We start from the raw sequence: 20,174 nt of genomic DNA on the forward strand, positions 1-20,174 counted from the left end.
CCCCCCCCCCCCCCCCCCCCCCCCCCCCCCCCCCCCCCCCCCCCCCCGCCTCCCTTGCCCGGTGAGAATCGTGTTTGAAATGGGCAGCTCACCCCCCTCCCTAACCCTCCCCCCCAAGGGGGGAGGGAATAAGACAGTCTCGCAAAGCCTCGACCTGCTTTCGGCCCCGATCCCCGACCTGGGTTGCCATGACCCGCCTCGTCTCGTTCCTGCAAGACCGCGTCATCTTCGCGAAGCTCGCCGCCGTCATCCTCTGGGTCAGCTACGGCATCAGCATCGCCCTCGGCCCGCACGTCGATGCCAACGGCCCGGATTACTCGTTCTCCGGCCCCGTCGTCGGCCCGCAGAAGAACGCCTGGATCGTTTACAACCAACACTACGGCACGTTCAACTTCAAGGGCGAGACGAACGGGGCCGACCACCTCGCGTGGTACACGGCCGCCCGCCTCATCCGCGAGGGGAACGCCGACAAGGTCTACGATTACGGGTTCGTCGCGCGATACCAGAACCAGCTCATCCCGGAGAACCGCTGGCAGTCGCTCATGGCGTACCGCAACCCGCCGTTCTACTGCCTCCCCTATCTCTTGACGTGCAACCTGCCGTTCACGCTCAGTTGGTTCATTTGGAACGTCGTGTACCTCGTGGGCGTCTGGTTCGCCGTGCGGTGGCTCGGCGGCGGCGGGAAGGACTACTTTTGGGTCCTCGCGTTCTACCCGACGTTCGCGGCCGTCAGTTACGGGCAGAACAGCCTCATCAGCTTCGTGCTGCTCGCGGCCACGTACCGGCTCATGAAGGCGGACAAAATCTTCCTCGCCGGGTTGGTGGCCGGGTTCCTGTGGTTCAAGCCGACGATGCTGATCGGGCTGATCGTCTGGGGCCTGCTCGACATCAAGAAGCTCTGGCCCGCGGCCGTCGGCGTCGTCGTCACCGGGCTGGTGCTGACGCTCGGTTCGTACCCGTTCATCCCGGAGGTGTGGGACGGGTTCGTGAACAGCCTTCGCGGGAACGTGAAGTTCGCGGACTTCGAGCAGTTCAAGATGCACAACCCCGTCGCGTTCTGGCGGCTACTCTTGCCGGAAGCGGCGGCGTGGCACTGGCCGCTGGCCGGATTGTGCTCACTGCTGGCCGTCGGGTGGTTCGTGCGAATCTGGCAACGCCATCGGAACGACCTGGAAATCGTGTTCGGGGCGGTGGTGTTCCTGACGCTCTGGGGGTCGCCGCACGCCTTGATTTACGAGTGGTCCGTCCTCGGCGTCACTGGCGTGCTGTGGTGGCGGAAGCTGGCGCACGTCCCGGCGGCACGGTTCCTGCTGTTCGGGGCGTCGTGGCTGGTGATGTTCCTGAGCACGCACTTCACGGAGCTGCAGCTCGACCTACAGGGCGTGCCGCACGCGACGATCGCGGCGTGGGTCGTGCAGGACTTGAACGCGGCGTTGCCGCGGAAGCTGAACTGGGACGCGACGATCACGCACTACGCCGTCCAGGTGAGCGTCCCGGTGCTGGCGGTCGTGGGTGTGATCGCGGGGCGGTTGTTCGGACGGAAACCCTGACTTCCGAAGTCCGGCTTCGACTTCGGAAGTCGAACGCCGTCGGTGCGTTCGCGGGGTCGGCAACCGCCCCACCGTCGCCTCGACTTCCGAAGTCGAAGCCGGACTTCGGAAGTCGAGGCGCACTCGCCTTGAACTCCCGCCGCGGGGGTTCGACAATGTACTGTCCACCCGCCGACACCTTCTCCCCCTGACGAACACCATGCCCGACCGTCGCGTTGGAATCTGGCTCATCGGCGCGTTCGGCGGCGTCGGCACGACCACCGCCGTCGGCCTCGCCGCCCTCGCCCGCAACCTCAGCTCGCCCGTCGGCCTCGTCACCGCGTTGCCGGCGTTCGCGGACGTGGACTTCGACGCCCCCGCCGCGTTCGTCGTCGGCGGGCACGACATCCGGCAGACGACGTTCGCCGCCGCCGCGCGGGAACTCCACGAGCGGTCCACCGTCTTCACCCACCCGCTGCTCGCGGCCGTCGAGCCGACGCTCGATAGCTGGTCGAGGAACGTCCGGCCCGGCGTCGTCTACCGGGCGAACGCGGCCATCACCGCGATGGCCGACCGCCCCGACGTGCGGCCGGCCGCGACGCCGACGGCCGCCATCGAGCAAATCCAGTCCGACCTCCGCCTGTTCAAGGCGGCGCACGACCTGGCGCAGGTCGTCGTGGTGAACGTCGCGTCCACGGAGCCGCCGTTCGAGCTGGCGGACGAGCACCAGTCGCTGGCGAAGCTGCGGGCGGCGCTGGCGAAGGACGCGGCCGCGCTGCCGACGAGCGGGCTGTACGCCTACGCCGCGCTCGACGCCGGGTTCTCCTACGTGAACGCGACGCCCAGCCGCGGGGCGACGATGCCGGCGCTGGAGGAACTGGCGGTCAAGGCCGGCGTCCCGACGGCCGGGCAGGACCTGAAGACCGGCGAGACGCTGATGAAGTCGGTGCTGGCCCCGCTGTTCGCCCGGCGGAACCTGCGGGTGCTGAGCTGGGTCGGGCACAACATCCTCGGCAACCGCGACGGCCAGGTGCTGACCGACCCGCAGAACAAGGCGAGCAAGGTAAAGAGCAAGGACGCGCTGGTGGCGGAGTTGCTCGGGTACAAGCCGCAGACGATCGTGAGCATCGAGCACGTCCCGTCGCTGGACGACTGGAAGACGGCCTGGGACCACATCCACTACGAGGGCTTCCTCGGCACGAAGATGACGGTGCAGTTCACGTGGCAGGGGTGCGACTCGATCCTCGCGGCCCCGCTGGTGATCGACCTGGCGCGCCTGACGCTGCGGGCGCACCGCCGCGGCGAGCGGGGGAACTTGCCGGCGCTCGCGAACTTCTTCAAGTCCCCGGTCGGCGTGACGGACCACGACTTCGGCCGCCAGTTCGCGCTGCTGGAGGCGTACCTGAAGGCGGGGGAATGAATGTGGGCTGTGGAGGTGTACAGCTGCGAGCGAAAAACTCGAACGGTGGCGGCGGAACGGACGGCAACGGCGAACGGCACGGCGTCAGCGTGCCGGTGGGGCCCCAGCGGCCGACACCGGCACGCTGACGCCGTGCCGTTCGCCGTTGATTCCGGCCGCTCCCCTCCCCCCGCGCCCGCGTCGGAAAAATGTACTACGTTCCGGTAACTGTCCGATTTCCCGTGCGCGAGCGTTGCGGTCATGGCCGTCCGAGACAACGACCTCCCCCCCGAAGACCCCGACCTACCGCCGGACGGCGACCTCGCGCCGCTCGAACCGGTCGAGCGGCCGCTCACCGGCCGCGCCAAGGCCACGCAAATCTTCTTCGAGTTAATCAAAGATTGCGGCCCGGACCTGATCCGGATGCCGTCCAGCTGCGTGGTCTACCTGTCCCGGTACCTCGCCAACTACCCGGACGAGGCCGACCTGCTCGCGCTGGTCGTGCGGGCGAAAATCCCGACCATCCTGCTCCAGCACGAGAAGAAGCACGGGTACGCCGAACTCTACGACCACGTGCTGAAGGAGTTTGCGCAGAACGAGCGGCTGGCGTGGGAGGACGCCAAGTGGGCGGTCGAGACGTGGGCGCAGGCCATCGGCCGGCCGCGGGGGTTCAAGTACCGCAAGCCGAAGCTGACGCGGGAAGACCTGTACCCGGACCCGGACGCGGGCAAGAAGTACGACAACTTCGTCAAGGCGGCGATGATCTTCATCGTCGGGCTGGGCGGGTTCTTCGGCACGTTCATGGCCGTCGCCCTCGTCCCGCTCGTCCTGTGGGCGATGGAGGGCGGGCTGGTCGCCCTCACCGGCGGGCTGGCCGGCGGGCTGATGGACGACGAGGCCGGGGACAGCGACGCGGCCATGTTCCTGATCGCGTTCATCGTCGCGGCCGGGTTCGGCATCGTCGGGGCGGCGGCCGCCGTCGTCGCGTGGATCTTCGCCGGCGGCGAGGAGCGGCCGTGGGACACCGCCGCCGTGGCCAGCGGCACCGCGTTCTTCACCGTCTTCGTCTGCCTGTTCCTGACGATGATGTGCTGCATCCCCCCGCTGTTCCTGCCGTTCGTCCACATCTGCTGCGTGTTCAGCGCGACGTACAAGTCGGCGGCCCGCGGCGGGCACTATTGACAAAAATCATTCGGTTAAACGCAAGGAAAACCCCGAATTTTTCCGGATAATTCGGGGTCCGAAAACCCGACAAGAGAATTCCGTCCGTGAGGAGTAACCTGACACGATAGCGGCCCACGCCTCCGTTTTCCCCCCTCCGAAGAACTGTGGTAACTGAGAATCGCGGTTCGACCCGAAAAAGCCCGGCCCGTTAACCCTGGGAAGCTGTAACGATCGTCACGACCCGCGGGGGTCGCGCGGGCGGCGTTTCGCGCGCGTCGGTTGCTCCCGTCACAATCGCAACCTATACAATAGCGGCGTCCCGCCGGGGTTCTTTCCCGGCAGGAGCGACCGGACATTTTCGCCCGCCGGCCCGAGGGCCGCGTCCCGATTCCGACGGGCGAATCACGTCCGGTTGTACGCGTTGTACTTTCGCTACCGCTCCGATTCCCCTTCGTGTCGAGCGGTTTCGTCGCGCAACCTGCCGATTCGTTGTTCCGCGGTCGATACCGTAGTCCAGGGATTGCCCGGCACCCCCGCGCCTCACCCTCGCTCGGCCGACGACCGCCCCGACCCCCCGCTGACGGAGTTGCCGCTGCGCGAGGACTCGCCCTTCGCACGCGACTCGGTCGGACCCGTAGACAGGATGACCTACACGATGTCGCGACTCCGCCGCTACCGCCCCGAGGCCGTCCAATCCCCGCTCGAGACCTACCTCCGGGAAATCAACGAGACCGCCCTGCTGACCGCCGACCAGGAGAAGACGCTCGCCCGCCAGATCGGCGTCGGCTGCACCGAGTCCCGCGACCAGATGGTCCGGGCCAACCTCCGGCTCGTGGTGAACATCGCCCGCGGGTACACCGGCAAGGGCCTCGCCCTGCAAGACCTGATCGAGGAGGGCAACCTCGGCCTGCTGCGGGCCGTCGAGGGGTTCGACCCGAACATGAACACCCGGTTCAGCACCTACGCCAGCTACTGGATCAAGCAGAGCATCAAGCGGGCGCTGGTGAACACGGCCAAGACGATCCGCATCCCGGCGTACATGGTCGAGCTGCTGTCCAAGTGGCGGCGGGCGACGAACAAGCTCAACGACGAACTCGGCCGCCCGCCGACCCCGGAAGAGATCGCGAAGCTGCTCGGGCTGCCGAAGAAGAAGCTGAACATCATCAAGAAGGCGATCCGCGTCTACAACAGCGCCCCGCAGACGGAGCAGGGCGGCGACGCCGGGTGGACGATCGACGAGATGCTGATGGACGGCCGGTCGAAGACGCCGGACCTGGAGATGGTGGAGACGGACGACCTGAAGCACGTCATGGTCCTGCTGGAGAAGATGGACAAGCGGGAGGCGACGGTCCTGAAGATGCGGTTCGGCATCGACGGCGAGGAGCCGAAGACCCTGAAGGAAATCGGCGAGAGCCTCGGCCTGACCCGCGAGCGGGTGCGGCAGATCGAGAGCGAGGCGCTGGCGAAGCTGTACGAGAACCTCGCCGCCGAGTGACGGTCTCTCATCACGATTCACGCGGACCGCCGGGCGCACGCCCGGCGGTTTTTTCTTTGCGGCGAAGCTGGTATGCTGGGGTCGGAGGTGCGAGCGATGGGCAAGGTGCGACTGCAACGGTCCGTGGACCGCGTGACGAAGCCGGAGGCGGTCCCCGAACTGCGGGACGGCGACCGGATGTCACGCGACGAGTTCGAGCGGCGGTACGACGCCAGCCCGCACGTCCGCAAGGCGGAGCTCATCAACGGCGTCGTGTACATCGGGGCCGTGGACCTCAACGGAAAGGCTTCGCCCATGCCGCCGGTCAGCAACGAGGGCCACGCCCTCCCGCACTTCGACATCATCGGCTGGTTGGCGATTTACCGGATGGCCACGCCGGGCGTAGTCGGGGGCGACAACCCCTCGGTCCGCCTGCCGTCCCGCGACAACATGCCGCAACCGGACGGCGTGTTGCGGGTCCTCCCGTCGCACGGGGGACAGACGCGGACCGATCCGGACGACATCCTCGCCGGTGCGCCAGAGTTGATCGTAGAAGTGTCCGTTACCTCGGCGGGCCTAGACCTCGGCCCGAAGCTGGAACGCTACCAGCAGGACGGCGTCCAGGAATACATCGTCTGGCGGCCCGTCGCCCGCGTTCTGGACTGGTTCCGCCGAACCCGCCAGGGCGAGTTCGCGGTACTACCCCCCGACCCCGACGGCATCTTCAGGAGTCGTGCATTCCCCGGCCTGTGGCTTGACTCGACGGCGCTGACGACCGGCGACATGGCCCGCGTACTGGCCGTCGCGCTACAAGGCATCGCGTCGCCGAAACACGCGAAGTTCGTCGAGAAACTGCGGAAGCGCGCGGCAAAGAAGAAGCGGTAACGGCCCCACTCGCGTTCCGAATCGACACTTTCCGCCGACAAACCCGTCCGCGCGCACTTCCAACGGCCATTCTTCGATAGAAAGTTTGTGCCGTTGGATTAAACACCATTTCCGGCCAATGTACTACGCTTGTCGGACCGTTCACCCGGCGGGAAAATGACCGCGGCCTTCGTCCTACTCCTGTTCGCCACCGGCACCACGGAACAACCCGACCGCCTGCGGACGGCCTCGGCCGTGCGGGCGCTCTCGCGGCCGCAGGCGGCCGAGAGGCGGCCGGTCGAGTTGGCCGCCACCGTCACTCACGCCAACCCGGTCGTCGCCGACTGCTTCGTCCAGGACGAGACGGCCGGCATCTACATCGACCCGACGCCGCTGACGAGGGGGCTGACGCCCGGCGACCGCGTGGTCGTGGTCGGCGTCACCGACCCCGGTACGTTCGCCCCGATGGTCGTCGCCTCAGCGATCCGTAAGGTCGGCCGCGGGCCGCTGCCGTCGCCGGAGGTCCACAGCCTCGACCCGGACGACAACCGGTGGCTGGACGCCCGGTACGTGGAGGTCCGGGCGTTCGTGCAGAACGTGCCCCCCCCGACGGCCAAGGCCGTCACCCTCGACATCGCAACGGCGAAGGGCTCGGCCCGCGTCATCCTTCCGAAAACGGACGCCGACTACGAGGCGGCGAAGGCGTTCGTCGGGGCGGTCGTCCGCGTCCGGGCCGTGTGCGGGTCGCCGCGGCACGACCCGACGACCGGCGCGGCCGACCGGGTCGGCCGGCTGTACGCCTCGTCCCTGTCGGCCGTCGAGCGGCTGCCGGACGAGACCTCGACGCTCGCCCCGATCCCGGTCGCCAACGTCACGCGGGGGTTCACCCCCGGCCCCAACCCGTTCGCCCGGCCGGTGACGGTCCGCGGCGTCGTCACGGCGGCCGTGATGCCCCGGCCCGACTCGCAGGTCGTCGTCGTCCAGGACGAGTCCGGCGGGGCCGTCGTGTACCCCAGCTACCCGGCCGCGGTCCGCCCCGGCGAGACGGTGCTGGTCCGCGGCTACCACGCGCCCAAGTCGCGGGGCGTCGTGTTGGACAACGCCGTCCTCGGGCCGTGGGACAAGCCGCTGCCGCCGCCGGCCGCGGTTCCCACGACCGCCGACCAGGTCGTCCGCGACGGCCGGTGGGGGACGCTGGTGCGGATCGACGGCGAGGTCCGGTCCGCCGTGCTGCGGGAGGGGGAATTGCGGGTGACGTGCGCCGACGGGCCACAGTCGTTCGTCATCGTACACGCGGCCGACGGGCTGGCGTCGCCGTTGGGGCGGCTGGAGCCGGGCACACGGGTCGCGGCCACCGGCGTCCCCGTCCCCGTCGAGGCAGCCCCCGGCGACGAGCCGGGCGGGTTCCGGCTGCTCGTCCCGGACGCGGCCCACGTCGCCGTCGTCGCCGGGCCGCCGGCCGGGTGGTGGACGGCCGACCGGGTCGCCCGGCTGTTGCTCGCCCTGTCCGTCCTGGCCGTCGCCGTCGGCGTCTGGATTTACACCCTCCGGCGGCAGGTCCGGCGGCAGGCGGACGCCCTCCGCGCCCACTACGAGCGGGACGCCGAACTCGAACGCAAGCTCCTCGAGTCCCGGCGGCTGGAGGCCATCGGCCGGCTCGTCGGCGGGATCGCCCACGACTTCAACAACCTGCTCACCGTCATCATCGGTGGCAGCAACCTGGCCGCCGACGCCGCCCGCGACCACCCGGCCGCGGCCGAGTACCTGCGGTCCGTGCTGCTGGCCGGGGAGCGGGCCGCGGACCTGACGAACCAGCTCCTCACGTTCTCCCGGCGGAAGACGGTCGCCGTCGAGCCGATCGACCTGAACGCGGCCTTGCGGGAGATCGAGAAGCTGGTCCGCCCGGCCGTCGGCGACAGCGTGCAGGTCGTGACCGACTACGACGCGGACGCGCCGGACGTGGTCGCCGACCGCGGGCTGCTCACGCAGGTCGTGCTGAACCTGGCGACGAACGCCCGCGACGCGATGCCGGCCGGCGGCCGGCTGGAAGTCCGCACGCGGGTCGTCGAGGCCGACGGCCGGCCCGTCGTGCGGCTGACCGTTGCCGACACCGGGTGCGGCATGGACGCGGCGACGGCCGCCCGAATCTTCGACCCGTTCTTCACCACGAAGGCCGTCGGCAAGGGGACCGGCCTGGGGCTGGCCACGGTCTACGGCATCGTCCACGACTTGAACGGCACGATCGCGGTGCGGTCGGCCGTGGGGAAGGGGACGACGTTCGCGATCGACCTGCCGCCGGCCCCGCGGTCCGGCGTGCGGCCGGCGGCGGCGGCGGCGGCCGACGCCCCGCGGGTGACGGCGACCGGGCCGGTCCTCCTCGTGGACGACGAGCCGTCGGTGCGGATGATGTCCGCGGCGGTGATGCGGCGGTACGGGCTGACGGTCGTGGAGGCCGACACGGCCGACGACGCGCTGCGGCTGGTGCGGGAGGCGGCCGAGCCGTTCGCGGTGATGGTCACGGACGTGGTGATGCCGGACCGCAGCGGCCCGCAGCTGGCTGCCGAGGTGCGGCTGGTCTGCCCGGCCCTGCGGGTGCTGTTCATCTCCGGGTACGACCGGGAGGAGTTGGCGAACCCGGAGCGGCTGCGGGAGGGCGACCGGTTCCTGCAGAAGCCGTTCACGCCGACGCACCTGATCGCGCAGCTGCAAGAGATGTTCACGAAGCCGGCCGGCTAACCGCCCGGCCGGGGGTCGTCCTTCGCCCCCGCGACCGGCGGCGGGTCCGCCTCCGGCTGCTTCCCGTCGCCCCGTACCAGCGCCACGGCGCACACCATGAGCGCGAACGCGGCGGCCGTCCGCCACGTCGGGGCCTCGCCGAGGTACCACCACGCGAACGCCACGAACACCGTCAGCGTGATGACCTCCTGCATCAGCTTCAGCTGCGTCGCCGTCAGCGTCTCGGACCCCAGGCGGTTCGCCGGGACTTGAAGCGCGTACTCCGGCAGCGCGATCAGCCAGCTCACGAGGATGACGGCGAGGAGCGCCTTGTCCTTGTGCTTCAGGTGGCCGTACCACGCGACCGTCATGAACGTGTTCGACGCGACCAGCAGCAGCGCGGTGAAGACGACGGTGCGCATTCGTAAGTATCCAAAAAGGAACCCCTCGTCGTGAGCGGACGAGGGGTCGGGCGTTCCACTTCGATCCGGCTTTACTTCATCGGCGCTACGGCCGGGGCGGTCCCGCCGACGAGCACGATCTCCGCCTTCGGCTTCATCTGTGCCACGACGGCCTCCCGCAGCCGGACGGCGTAGACGCCCCGCACGTCCTCCTTCACGTCCTCGAACTTCCGCGGCGTGCCGGCCTTCTTCGCCGTACACATGATGAGGTGCAGGCCGAACTCCGTCTGCACCACGTCGCTCGTGTCGAACGGCTTCAGCGCGAACGCCGCCTTCGCGAACGGCTCGACCATCGCCCCGACCCGCGGGAAGTAGCTCAGGTCGCCGCCGTTCTTCTTCGACGGGCACGCCGAGTACTTCTGCGCGTAGGCCGCGAACAGTTCGTCCGCCCGCTTCGTCCGGGCCTGCTCTTTCGCCAGCGCGTCGCCCGGGGCCGCGTCGGCCGTCTTCTTCGCCTCGGCCTCGACCGTCTGCTTGATCGCGGCCAGCGTCTTCTTCGCCTCCTCGACCTTCGCCGCATCCGTGCCGGGCGTCATGAGGATGTGGCGGGCGCGGACCGAGGAGCCGTCGAACACGTCCGGGCTGCTGTCGAACAGCTTTTTCAGCTCCGCGTCGCTGCCCTGCTGCTTGAGGAACTTGTCCCACTTCATCTGGGCGGCGACTTCCACGCGGAACTCGGCCTCGGTCAGCATCATCTGTTCGAGCTGCTTCTGGTAATCGACGTTCCCCTTCTTCAGCTCGCCCTTCAGCTCCTCGATGAGCTTGTCCACCTCGGCCGGCTCGGCCGTCATCTTCAAGGCGTTTAGGTACTGGTCGATGATGTAGTTCTCGACCAGGTGGTTCAAAATCTCCTTCCGGGCGATCTCGCGTTCTTCCTGCGGGAACTGCCGCAAGGCGCGGTACACGGCGACTTCCGGGATGTCCTGGCCGTTGACCTTCGCGGCCACGCCGGTCGGCCGGGGTTCCGGCTTCGGCGATTCCGCGGGCACGACGGCCGGCGGCGGGACGGCCCCGGCGGTGGGCGTCATCGGGGCCGGGGTCATGGGCGCGGCCGCGGCGGGCGGGGTCACGGGCGGGAGCGTGGCGGGCGCGGTGGCCGGCGGCAGCGCCGGCGGGGCGACCGGGGCCTGGGCGGACGCGGACGACGCCAACACGGACGCGGTGAGCAGCGCCGCCGCCCGACGGGTGAATGAACGCATAATCGGAACTTCCTCCTGAAGCGAGCCGGGCCGATTGGTCCGTCGCGTTTCCCCCACATCAACGGGAACACCGGCTCTTTGAGACCGACCGGCATACCGTGGGCGGGGCAGGATGTCGAGAGGAAAAACCCACAGAGTAGTAGGCACACTCCGTGTGCCGTCTGCTGCCGGTCGCAGCGACTCGGGCGAACTCGCTGGGCGCATGAACGAGACGGCACACGGAGTGTGCCTACTACTTTGTCACGTCTGGATCGCGTCGTAGCTCGCCAGCGCGTAGCCGCCGAAGAGGATCGCCGGCAGCCACGCGGCCAGCGGCGCGGAGAGGAGGTCGTTCTCGCCGAGGTACTTGCACCCGTACACGGCCGCGTAGAAGATCGCGCACATCACCAGGCACGTCCCGGCGCTCACCAGGACGTGCCGGTTGTGGTCGCGGAGGATGATCGTCAGGCCGATCATCACCATCAGGAACCCGACCAGCGGCCGCGTGTACCGCATGTGGAACAGCACCGCGACCGGGGCCATCCGCCGCGGGTCCGGCCGCGACAGGATGTCCCGCAGCTTCGCCGTCGAGGCGTAGCTGTACCACTTCGACCCGCGGGTCAGCGCGTCGAAGTCCACCTCCCGCGTGGCCAGGAAGTACTTCCGCGGGCCGAGCGGCGTCAGCGTCGGCGGCAGCGGCTCCGGCACGACCTCCGGCTTCGTGTTGAACAGCACCCACCCAGCCGGGCGGGTTCCTTCCGCGGGGACGTAGACGGCTTCCTCCGCCTGCACGTCGTTCACGGCCGCGGCCGCGGACTCGGCGAAGTTCGCGTAGAACCCCTTCACCCGCAGCTCGCGGCGGAACCCGCTCGTCGCCTCAATGTGCACACCCGTCGAGTCGTAGGCCCCGCGGAGGTCGATCGGCCGCTCGTCGTTCGGGTCGTCGCGGGCTACCTGGAGTTCGTCCGAGATGTTCGGGATGAGCAGCTCCTGGCTGAGCGGCCCGAGCGCCAGCACGAGGATCGCGCCGACCAGCACCGGGCGGATGATCCGGTGCGTCGGGACGCCGGCGGACAGTTGCGGCAGGAGTTCGTTGTTCCGCTGCGCCCAGGCCATCGTGAACACGGCCGCGAGCAGCGCGATGGATTCGCACAGGCGGTCGAAGATCATGACCATCTGCGGGCCGTAGTACCGGACGACGTGCCGGAGCATGTTCCCGAGCGACCCCTTGCCGGCGAAGTCGTCGAGGTTCGTGAACAGGTCGATGACGACGTAGAGGCTCAGCAGGCTGGTCAGCACGATGGCGTAGGACCGCACGAACGCGAGGAACAGCATCCGGTCGAGGGTGTGCATCAGGGCCTCCGCACGCCCGGCTGGTAGCGGTCCACGTACTGCACGATGTACACGTTCCCGGTGGTGGCCGCGAACGTGCCGAACCCGTTCGCCCGCAGCTCTTCCATCGCCCGGCCGCGGGACCGGTGCTCGTACTCCATGCGGTAGATCGCCGTCATGAACCCGGTCCGGTGCAGCCCGGCCTTGCAGTGCAACAGGACCGGGTAGTTCTTCGGGTCGTCGAGAATCTTCAGGTATTCTTCGATCACGGCGGGCCGCTTCCCGTTGGCGAACTCGTGCGGCGGGACGATTTCCCCGCCGAACAGCGCGTAATAATTCACCCCCAGCTCGCGGCACAGCTCGCTCTCGCGGACGGACGGCTTCGCCAGCCACTCTTCCGGCATGAACGGATCGACGTTCTCTTCCTGCAGGTTGATGACGGTGCGAATCCCGGCGTCCCGGACGATGGCCCTTAGCCCGCCGGCGGTGAACTGCCCGCTGCGGTAGAACTTGCCGGGGGTGACGACGCGGAAGCGTTTCAAGTTGGTGTACTGCGAGCGGTAGTACGCCGCCGGCACGCCGACGGCGACGAGGCCCACGATCACGCCGAGTACCCACCGGCCCCAGGTCGGCATCCGCACCCCCGCTGATGGTTCGAGAATCCGGAGCGTTATGACGGAGGCGGGGGAAACTGTCAACGGGAACAGGCTGCCGTCGCAACAGCGAGCGTCACGGCGTGAGCGTGACGTGTCTCGGAATCGCGGCGATGGGTTGCCATCTCTTGTAGAACCCTGAGCGGAAGCGACGGGGTGTGGGACCAACCCCCACACCCCGTCGCTTCCGCTCAGGGTTCTACAAGACCAGCCGTTGCGGTTGCAACCGGTCGCGGGTGTGCGGTATATCGGAACGCCATTATTCCCGTACAAGGACGTGCCCATGACGGCGGCCCGCAAGCTCGCCTTCGATTCCGTCGCGTTCGCCCGGCAGGTGCTGCACGCCGAGGCCGACGCGCTCAAGCTCGTCGCCGAGCGGATCGGGGCCGACTTTGAAGCCGTCGTCGAAGTCCTGGCGAATTGCCGCGGGCGGGTCGCGGTCGTCGGCGTCGGCAAGTCGGCGGACGTGGGGCAGAAGCTCGTCGGCACGCTCAACTCCACCGGCACGCGGGCCTACACGCTGGACGCGACGCGGGCGGCGCACGGCGACCTCGGCATGGTCGCGCCCGAAGACATGGTGGTGTTGCTCTCGCACAGCGGCGAGAGCGCGGAGATCGTCCGGCTGCTCGGCCCGCTCCGCGAGTTCGCGGCGAAGTTGCTCGCGATCACGGGGAACGCGACCGGCACGCTGGCGAAGGCCGCGGACGCGAGCATCGTGTACGGCCCGATCACGGAAGCGTGCCCGAACCGGCTCGCGCCGAGCACCAGCACGACGGTGATGATCGCGCTCGGCGACGCGCTCGCGTTCGCGCTCGGCGAGCGGCGGAACTTCCGGGCGGACGACTTCGCGCGGTTCCACCCGGCCGGCAGCCTCGGCCGCAAGCTCGCCGGCGTGGACGCGTTCATGCGGCACGGCGACGAGCTGCGGCTGGCGAGGGTGACGGACACGGTTCGCAGCGTGTTCGCGACGGCCCGGCACGCCGGCCGCCGCACCGGGGCGATCATGCTCGTGGACGCGGACGGCAAATTGGCCGGGCTGTTCACGGACTCGGACCTAGCGCGGCTCTTTGAACAAAACGCGGACGCGGCGTTCGACGGCCCGATCTCGGCCGTCATGACCCGCACGCCGATCACGATCCGCCCGACCGCGAAGGTCGCAGAGGCGGTCGAGTTGATGCGTGCGTGGAAGGTGAGCGAGCTGCCGGTGGTGGACGCGGCCGGCCGCCCCGTCGGCATGATCGACATTACCGACCTGATCGGCCTGGAACCGCCGAACGGCCCGCCGAGTCCGCGACCGGCGTTGCGGTTGCTCGCGGGTCGGACCGAGTAAAAATAGTAGTAGGCACACTCCGTGTGCCGTCTCCTTCCTGCCGCGGGGGGTTCGCCCGAGTCGCTGCGGCCGACAGCAGACGGCACACGGAGTGTGCCTACTACTTTGGAAAGGACTTCCGAAGTTGCCCCACCTGACCGCCAGCGAGTTGGCCGACCGCGCGAGTAACGTCTCGCTGCTGCTGCTCGACGTGGACGGCGTCCTCACGGACGGCAGCATCCTGTACGCCGACGACGGCGCGGAACTGAAGCGGTTCCACGTCCGCGACGGGTCGGGGTTGAAGTTCTGGCGGGAACTGGGTAATCGGGCCGCGATTGTCTCCGGGCGAACGTCCGCCGCCGTCGCCCGCCGCGCCGCGGAACTCGGCGTCGGCCCCGTGCTGCAGGGCCGCGGCGAGAAGCTGCCGGCGCTCCACGAGGTACTGGCGGAGACGGGCCTGCGGCCGGACCAGGTGTGCGCCATCGGCGACGACCTGCCAGACCTGCCGGTGCTGACCCGCGTGGGGCTGGCCTTGGCCGTGGCTGATGCGTGTGCCGAGGTGCGGGCCGCGGCCCATTACGTGACGAAGACGCCCGGCGGTCGCGGGGCCGTGCGGGACGCGGTCGAGTGGCTGCTGACGCTCAAGGGGCAGTGGGCCGGGGTGGTGGGGAAGCATTCGTAAATTCCGAGGACCGTTCTTCCCGTGTGGACGCCGCGCCGGATTCTGTTGCTCGTCATCGGCCTGTTCGCGTTCGGCGCGGCCTATACCGGGTACGCGCAACTCTTCGGCGCGATCGACGGCCTACCCAACCTCCCGCCGAAGTACCTCGAAGCCGTCAACGCCCCGCTGCCACCCATCGTCTTCGCCGAGTCGCCGACCATCCGCCGGCTGAAGGACGCCTTCGGCGAGAACTGCGCCGAGATCGAGTCGAACTACCCGACCCGGCTCGAACTCCGCGACCAGGGGATCGTGTTCGCCGCCGGCCGGCCGGACCCGATCGACACGCCGTCCCGGTTCGTCCGGCTCGCGCCGTTCAGCATGGCCCAGTTCGGCAAGCCGCAGCCGGGGCAGGTCACGGAGGTGACCACCCTGCACGGCGACGAGGCGATCGTCGAACTCGACCGGCCCATCGGCAACGAGCGGGAGATGCTCACCGGGAAGGCGAAGATCGTCGGCATGGAGTTGCGGGCCGTCCCGAGCCCGATCGCCCGGACCGACCCGCGGAACGGCCGCGTCCTCATCGTCAACAACCAGCAGTCGAACGACCCGAACGACTACTTCGTGTTCAAGACGCCCGGCCCGCTCACGTACCGCACGCAGGACCACCCGCACCTGGTCGCGAACCCGACCGCCCCGCACGTCGAGACGGCGGCCGTCGTGGAGGTCGTGAACCGCGGCAACCAGCCGCGGCCGATCCGCGGCGTCGGGCTGCCGAGCGTGCCGCTGACGGCCGACGACGTGCTGAACGGCAACGTCCTCGCGGACATGGCCCTCGGTCGGCACACGCCGCCGCCGACGATCACCGCCGAGGGGATGCGAATTTACCTGAAGCCCCGCGACGCGAAGCCGCCGAAGCCGGGCGAGAAGGGCACGGGCTTCAGCGGCATCCGCGAGATGGTGCTGATCGAGAACGTCGAGTTCAACCTCTGGAGCGACGGCAAGACGAACCTGTTCGTGGAGCCGAACGCGAAGCCGCAGACGACGTCCGCGACCGTGACGGCGGACCCGCCGGTCGGCCTCGCGGCCCTCGGCGGCGGCCTCGTGGACGGCGGGACGGCGGCGAAGCGGGTGGCCGAGAAGTCGCTCGTCCGCATCCGCACGCTCGGCGCGTTCCACTACGACTGGACGACGAACACGGCCCGGTTCGCCGTCGCCACGAACGCCAACCCGCTCTTGCCGAACAACGTCGAGACCACCCGCCTCTCGCCGCTCGGCGGGCGGGACCACCTGATCTGCCAGCTCCTGGAAATCGAGTTCAACGGCCCGATCTCGCGGACGCCGAACGCGGCCGCGGACAAGGGGAAAGCGCCGACCAGCCAGTTCAAGAACCTCCGCGCCACCGGGCCGAGCGTCTACCTCGCCGCCGAGAGCGAAGGCTTGCAGGCGTTCGGCACGGCGCTGATTCACGAAACCGACCCGGCGAAGCGGTTGTCGCGCTCGACGCTCCGCGGCTCGCCACTGGTGGCCGTGCGGCAAGGGAACCGGCTCGTCACCGGCACGGCCGCCACGAAGACCGCCCCCGCCACGACGGGGCAACTCGTCCTCGAAACCGTCGAGCCGCCGCCGAACACGAAGCTGCCGAAGGCGACGCGGGTGGAGGTTCTCGGCCCCGGCAAGGTGGACCTCTTCGACGAGGCGACGAAGACGAACACGCTGACCGCGAGCTGGGTCCACTCGTTGAACCAGACGAAGGACAAGGTCGGCGACAAGGAGTGCGACCTGCTCGTGTTCGTCGGCGACGGCCGGTTCACCGACCCGAAGACGGGGTTCGACCTGAAGGCCGACACGCTGAAATTGTGGCTGGAATCCAGCCAATCCGCGACGAAGGGCGGCACGGCCGCGGCGAGCATGGAGGCGGCGAAGCCGGCCCGCGTGCAGGGCGTCGGCCACGTCGAGGGCGTGTCGGACGGCACGCTCATCAAGAACACCGACCTGTTCAACGCCTTCTTCAAGGACGTGCCGAAGCCGATCGCGCAACCGCCGACGACGAGCGCGAAGCCGGCCGTCGCCGCGGCGACGATCCCGCCGCCCGCCGTCGGGCAGCCGTCGCCGTTCGTGGAGCCGGTCGTCGTCGTCACGCCGGAGGTTCCGAAGAAGAAGCCGCTGGAACTGTCCGCCCGGCAGATCGACGTGACCATCGCCCGCTCGCCACTCCCATTGAAGGGGAACGAAAAACCGGGTGAGAAGCCGGGGGTCAAGTACGAGATCGACACGGCCCGGTGCGAGGGGCGGGTGGTGGCGTTCCAGCCCGCGGCGGAGCCGCACAAGCCGACGGCGCTGCACATCCTCGGCGACGCGCTGACCATCGACCACCTCGCCGCCGGGCACGCCATGCACGTCGTCGGCACGGTCGAGAAGGTCGCTTACGTGCAGTTCGAGGACACGACGATCACCGGGCCGGACGTGGACATCAACCAGCCGAACAACGTCGTCACCGTGAAGGGCCGCGGGCAACTGCGGATGCCGAGTTCGACCGACCTCGCCGGCACGCCGCTGGGCGAGAAGTCCGAGATGCTCGTGGACTGGCAGCACGGCATGACGTTCAAGGGCGAACTCCGCACGGCCGAGTTCGTCGGGCAGGTGCAGGCGGTGCAGCTGCCGCCGGAGCGGAAAGCAAATTCGTCCGCGAAGGTGGCGATCAACGCGGGGCCGTGGCAGCGGTCCTACGTCATCTGCCACCGGCTGACGGTCGTGTTCGACCGGCCGGTCTACTTCAACCAACTCAAGCAGTCGCAGAACGCGCCGGCCGCGGCCCGCGAGGGAGAAAAGAAGGACGAGGCGAAAGTCGAGCGGGTGCTGTGCGAGCCGCAGCCGGAGGACGACGAGGACCGCGGCAAGGCCCCGGCCCGGCCGGCGAACTACGTCTACTTCGCGGACGAGACGATCGACCGCAAGACCGGCAAGCACGTCAAGGCGCAGCGGATCACCGCGAAGTTCCTCGACGTGCAGGTGCAGGAAACGCGGACGCTCATCCACGCGACCGGCCCCGGCGAGACCCGCACGCTGCAACTCGGCTCGAAGGACGCGCAGCAACAACCCGGCGTCACGCCCGCGGCAGCGCCAGCAGCGAACGCGAAGGCCGAGCAGGAGATGAAGCTCACCGTCGTCCGGTTCGCGGAGCGCCTTCAAATCGAGGACAAGAAGCAAATTTTCCAGAAGGCGGTGTTCACCAGTAACGTCCGCACGTTCCACATCCCGACGGACGTGCTGGACCTGGACGTGCCGGAGCACACGGCCCCGCCGCGGTCGATGGTGCTGAAGTGTACCGACACGATGACGGCGACCGCGTACCAGAACAAGCAGGGCGTCGAGGAGCGCCGCACGCTGGAGGCCGTCGGCGACGCGCGGGTGCGGACGGACGACTACGACGGCGTCGGCCACGTCGTGAAGTACGACGGCAACCTGGTCATCCTGGAAGCCTACGGCGACGGCCAGGCGACGCTGTACAAGCGGCAGGGCGGCGTCGGCCGGGAGAAGGACTACAAGAGCGGCAACCCGCTGACGTACAACACGAAGACCGGCCAGGTCAGCGGCGCGGAAAGCTCCGGCGGCACGTTCTCGAAGTGAAGACGAATTGGCCACAGATCAACACAGATAAAGACAGATCAGACATAAAACATTTCAAAGACGGTGATTTGCCTTTTCTTCTGACCAGATTCTTGGTTTTCTCTTATCTGTGATTTCTGTGTTCATCTGTGGCTCATTCTTCCGGACACTCCCATGATCCGCGTGTACCGTTGGGACCCCGAGACGAAGACCGGCTCCTGCCTCGAACAGCCCGAACTGCCGCCGTCCGCGGCGGACGTGACCGGCGAGGCCGTGCTGTGGATCGATCTGCACAACCCGACGCCGGCCGAGGAGGAGAAGGTCTTCAAGCAGTTCCTCGCGATCCACCCGCTGACGCTCGACGACGTGACCCGCCCGCGGCGGCTGCCGGAGGAAGGGGCGCACCTGCCGAAGGTCGAGGAGTTCCCGGACTACCTATTCGTAGTGGTGAACCCGCTGCCGGCCGAGGTGTGCGACCCGTCGCACGCCGGCACGCCGCCGGATTTCGAGGACACGCTCGAACCGGGCAAGCCGAAGAAGGCGGGCCTCCGGGGGACGTGGAAGCGGCCGCAGCTCAGCGGCATCGTGACGGAGAACGTGCTGGTCACGCACCACTACGACGACCTGCCGTGCGTGCGGATGGTCGGCGAGCAGGTGCGGCGGCGCGGCGACACGACGCGGCGGGGGCCGGACTTCCTGTTCCACCTGATCCTGGACGAGATGGTGGACGAGTACGCCCCGGTGGTGGAGCGGTTCGCCGAGCGGCTGGACAAGCTGGAGACGCGGCTGTTCGCCCGCCCCGGCAAGTACACGCTGACGCACCTGCTGCGAATGAAGCGGCAGGTCATCTTCCTCCGCAAGACGCTGATCCTGGAGCGGGAAGTGCTGTCCCGCTTGGTCCGCGGCGAGTTCGAGTTAGTACGGGCGGACGAGATCGTGTACTACCGCAACGTGTACGACCACCTGGTGCGATACACGGAGCTGATCGAGGGGGCGCGGGAAATGGTCAGCGACCTGATGCAGTCGCACCTGGCGGCGGCGTCGAACAAGTTGAACGAGATCATGAAGGTGCTGACGATGATCTCGACGATCATCCTGCCGCTGACGCTGATTGCCGGCGTGTACGGGATGAACTTCGACAACATGCCCGAGACGAAGTGGCCGAACGGGTACTACTACGCGCTGGGCTTGATGGCCGTGACCGCGGTGGCGACGGTGGGGGTGTTCCGGTGGCGGAAGTGGATATGAGGCGAGTAGGGACGTGTCATGAGGCAAGTGGAGTGGCTGACGAGCAGCGACCCTGTACGGATGCTCGCCGGACACCGGAAGCTCACCAAGCTTAGCGTCCGCAAGGCTCGTCTCTTCTGCGTCGCATGTTGTCGATACGTCGCGCACCACATGTGGGCTGAGGCCAGCCGGTTGGCGATGGAGGTCGCCGAGAGATACGCCGACGGGGAGGCAACTGCGGAAGAGGCAGAGACTGCTTACGAAGATGTGTTCCGTGCCTCTGCAAGTGTGTTCGGGAGGTACCGTTCAAGCTGGGACTACGACGTGCTGGACGAGCCCGATCGGGCTATGGTGTTGGCGAATACGTGTGCGATGGATAGCTGCGACTCTTATCCAGATGCGGATAGTGCTTCTCGGTCCGCCGCTGAGATCGCTCAAATCGACCGAACGATTCACCCCCAACCGGAACTCTTACGGTGCATCTTCGGGAACCCGTTCCGTCCGGTCGGGTTCGACCCAGCGTGGCGCACGTCCACCGCCGTCGGCCTCGCGGACGCGATCTACGCCGACCGGGCGTTCGACCGGCTGCCGATCCTGGCGGA

At 68.5% G+C, this 20,174-nt stretch carries 14 protein-coding genes and 1 pseudogene; 11 read left to right on the forward strand and 4 right to left on the reverse strand.

Annotated elements, in window-relative coordinates:
- The first annotated feature begins 188 nt into the window (after positions 1 to 188).
- From AC5JJ2_RS22475 to AC5JJ2_RS22500, 6 genes are all read left to right on the forward strand, one after another.
- A complete protein-coding gene (locus AC5JJ2_RS22475; RefSeq protein WP_495860280.1) occupies positions 189 to 1,550 on the forward strand; it encodes a glycosyltransferase family 87 protein in 1,362 nt (453 codons plus the stop codon).
- Between the two features lie 199 nt (positions 1,551 to 1,749).
- Positions 1,750 to 2,949: an inositol-3-phosphate synthase gene (locus AC5JJ2_RS22480; protein ID WP_495860281.1), complete on the forward strand. Its 1,200-nt coding sequence runs from the start codon at positions 1,750 to 1,752 to the stop codon at positions 2,947 to 2,949.
- 240 nt (positions 2,950 to 3,189) lie between these two features.
- Positions 3,190 to 4,110 (forward strand): hypothetical protein, encoded by a 921-nt coding sequence (locus tag AC5JJ2_RS22485; RefSeq protein ID WP_495860282.1) that lies wholly within the window; start codon positions 3,190 to 3,192, stop codon positions 4,108 to 4,110.
- 637 nt (positions 4,111 to 4,747) lie between these two features.
- Positions 4,748 to 5,587: a sigma-70 family RNA polymerase sigma factor gene (locus AC5JJ2_RS22490; RefSeq protein ID WP_495860283.1), complete on the forward strand. Its 840-nt coding sequence runs from the start codon at positions 4,748 to 4,750 to the stop codon at positions 5,585 to 5,587.
- Positions 5,588 to 5,683: 96 nt separating this feature from the next.
- Positions 5,684 to 6,451 carry a Uma2 family endonuclease gene (locus AC5JJ2_RS22495; RefSeq protein WP_495860284.1) on the forward strand — a complete coding sequence of 256 codons (768 nt, stop codon included), beginning with the start codon at positions 5,684 to 5,686 and terminating at the stop codon, positions 6,449 to 6,451.
- Positions 6,452 to 6,607: 156 nt separating this feature from the next.
- Entirely contained in the window at positions 6,608 to 9,166 is a 2,559-nt protein-coding gene (locus AC5JJ2_RS22500; RefSeq protein WP_495860285.1) for a hybrid sensor histidine kinase/response regulator, read from the forward strand.
- On the opposite strand, the gene AC5JJ2_RS22505 is transcribed toward AC5JJ2_RS22500, so the two are convergent.
- The 4 genes from AC5JJ2_RS22505 to AC5JJ2_RS22520 form a co-directional block, all read right to left on the reverse strand.
- Positions 9,163 to 9,567, reverse strand: coding sequence for a DMT family protein (locus tag AC5JJ2_RS22505; protein ID WP_495860286.1), 405 nt, complete (start codon positions 9,565 to 9,567; stop codon positions 9,163 to 9,165). The genes AC5JJ2_RS22500 and AC5JJ2_RS22505 overlap by 4 nt on opposite strands.
- Positions 9,568 to 9,638: 71 nt before the next feature.
- Entirely contained in the window at positions 9,639 to 10,805 is a 1,167-nt protein-coding gene (locus tag AC5JJ2_RS22510; RefSeq protein WP_495860287.1) for a peptidylprolyl isomerase, read from the reverse strand.
- A 240-nt stretch (positions 10,806 to 11,045) separates the two neighbouring features.
- Complete coding sequence (locus tag AC5JJ2_RS22515) at positions 11,046 to 12,137, reverse strand: LptF/LptG family permease (RefSeq protein ID WP_495860288.1); 1,092 nt, start codon at positions 12,135 to 12,137, stop codon at positions 11,046 to 11,048.
- Positions 12,137 to 12,751, reverse strand: coding sequence for a fused DSP-PTPase phosphatase/NAD kinase-like protein (locus AC5JJ2_RS22520; protein ID WP_495860289.1), 615 nt, complete (start codon positions 12,749 to 12,751; stop codon positions 12,137 to 12,139). Before AC5JJ2_RS22520 ends, AC5JJ2_RS22515 begins: the two co-directional genes overlap by 1 nt.
- Positions 12,752 to 13,052: 301 nt before the next feature.
- Here AC5JJ2_RS22520 and AC5JJ2_RS22525 point away from each other — a divergent pair, with 301 nt between their 5' ends.
- The 5 genes and pseudogenes from AC5JJ2_RS22525 to AC5JJ2_RS22545 all read left to right on the forward strand — a co-directional run.
- Positions 13,053 to 14,099: a KpsF/GutQ family sugar-phosphate isomerase gene (locus AC5JJ2_RS22525; protein WP_495860290.1), complete on the forward strand. Its 1,047-nt coding sequence runs from the start codon at positions 13,053 to 13,055 to the stop codon at positions 14,097 to 14,099.
- 124 nt (positions 14,100 to 14,223) lie between these two features.
- Positions 14,224 to 14,760 (forward strand): KdsC family phosphatase, encoded by a 537-nt coding sequence (locus tag AC5JJ2_RS22530; RefSeq protein ID WP_495860291.1) that lies wholly within the window; start codon positions 14,224 to 14,226, stop codon positions 14,758 to 14,760.
- A gap of 21 nt (positions 14,761 to 14,781) precedes the next feature.
- Positions 14,782 to 18,366, forward strand: a complete 3,585-nt coding sequence (locus tag AC5JJ2_RS22535; protein WP_495860292.1) for a hypothetical protein — start codon at positions 14,782 to 14,784, stop codon at positions 18,364 to 18,366.
- Positions 18,367 to 18,519: 153 nt separating this feature from the next.
- The gene (gene corA / locus AC5JJ2_RS22540; RefSeq protein ID WP_495860293.1) at positions 18,520 to 19,593 is read left to right on the forward strand and encodes a magnesium/cobalt transporter CorA; all 1,074 of its coding nucleotides are present in this window, start codon (positions 18,520 to 18,522) and stop codon (positions 19,591 to 19,593) included.
- Between the two features lie 18 nt (positions 19,594 to 19,611).
- Positions 19,612 to 20,174 (forward strand): annotated as a pseudogene (locus tag AC5JJ2_RS22545) (hypothetical protein); the annotation flags it as partial.

Source organism: Limnoglobus sp., assembly GCF_059499385.1.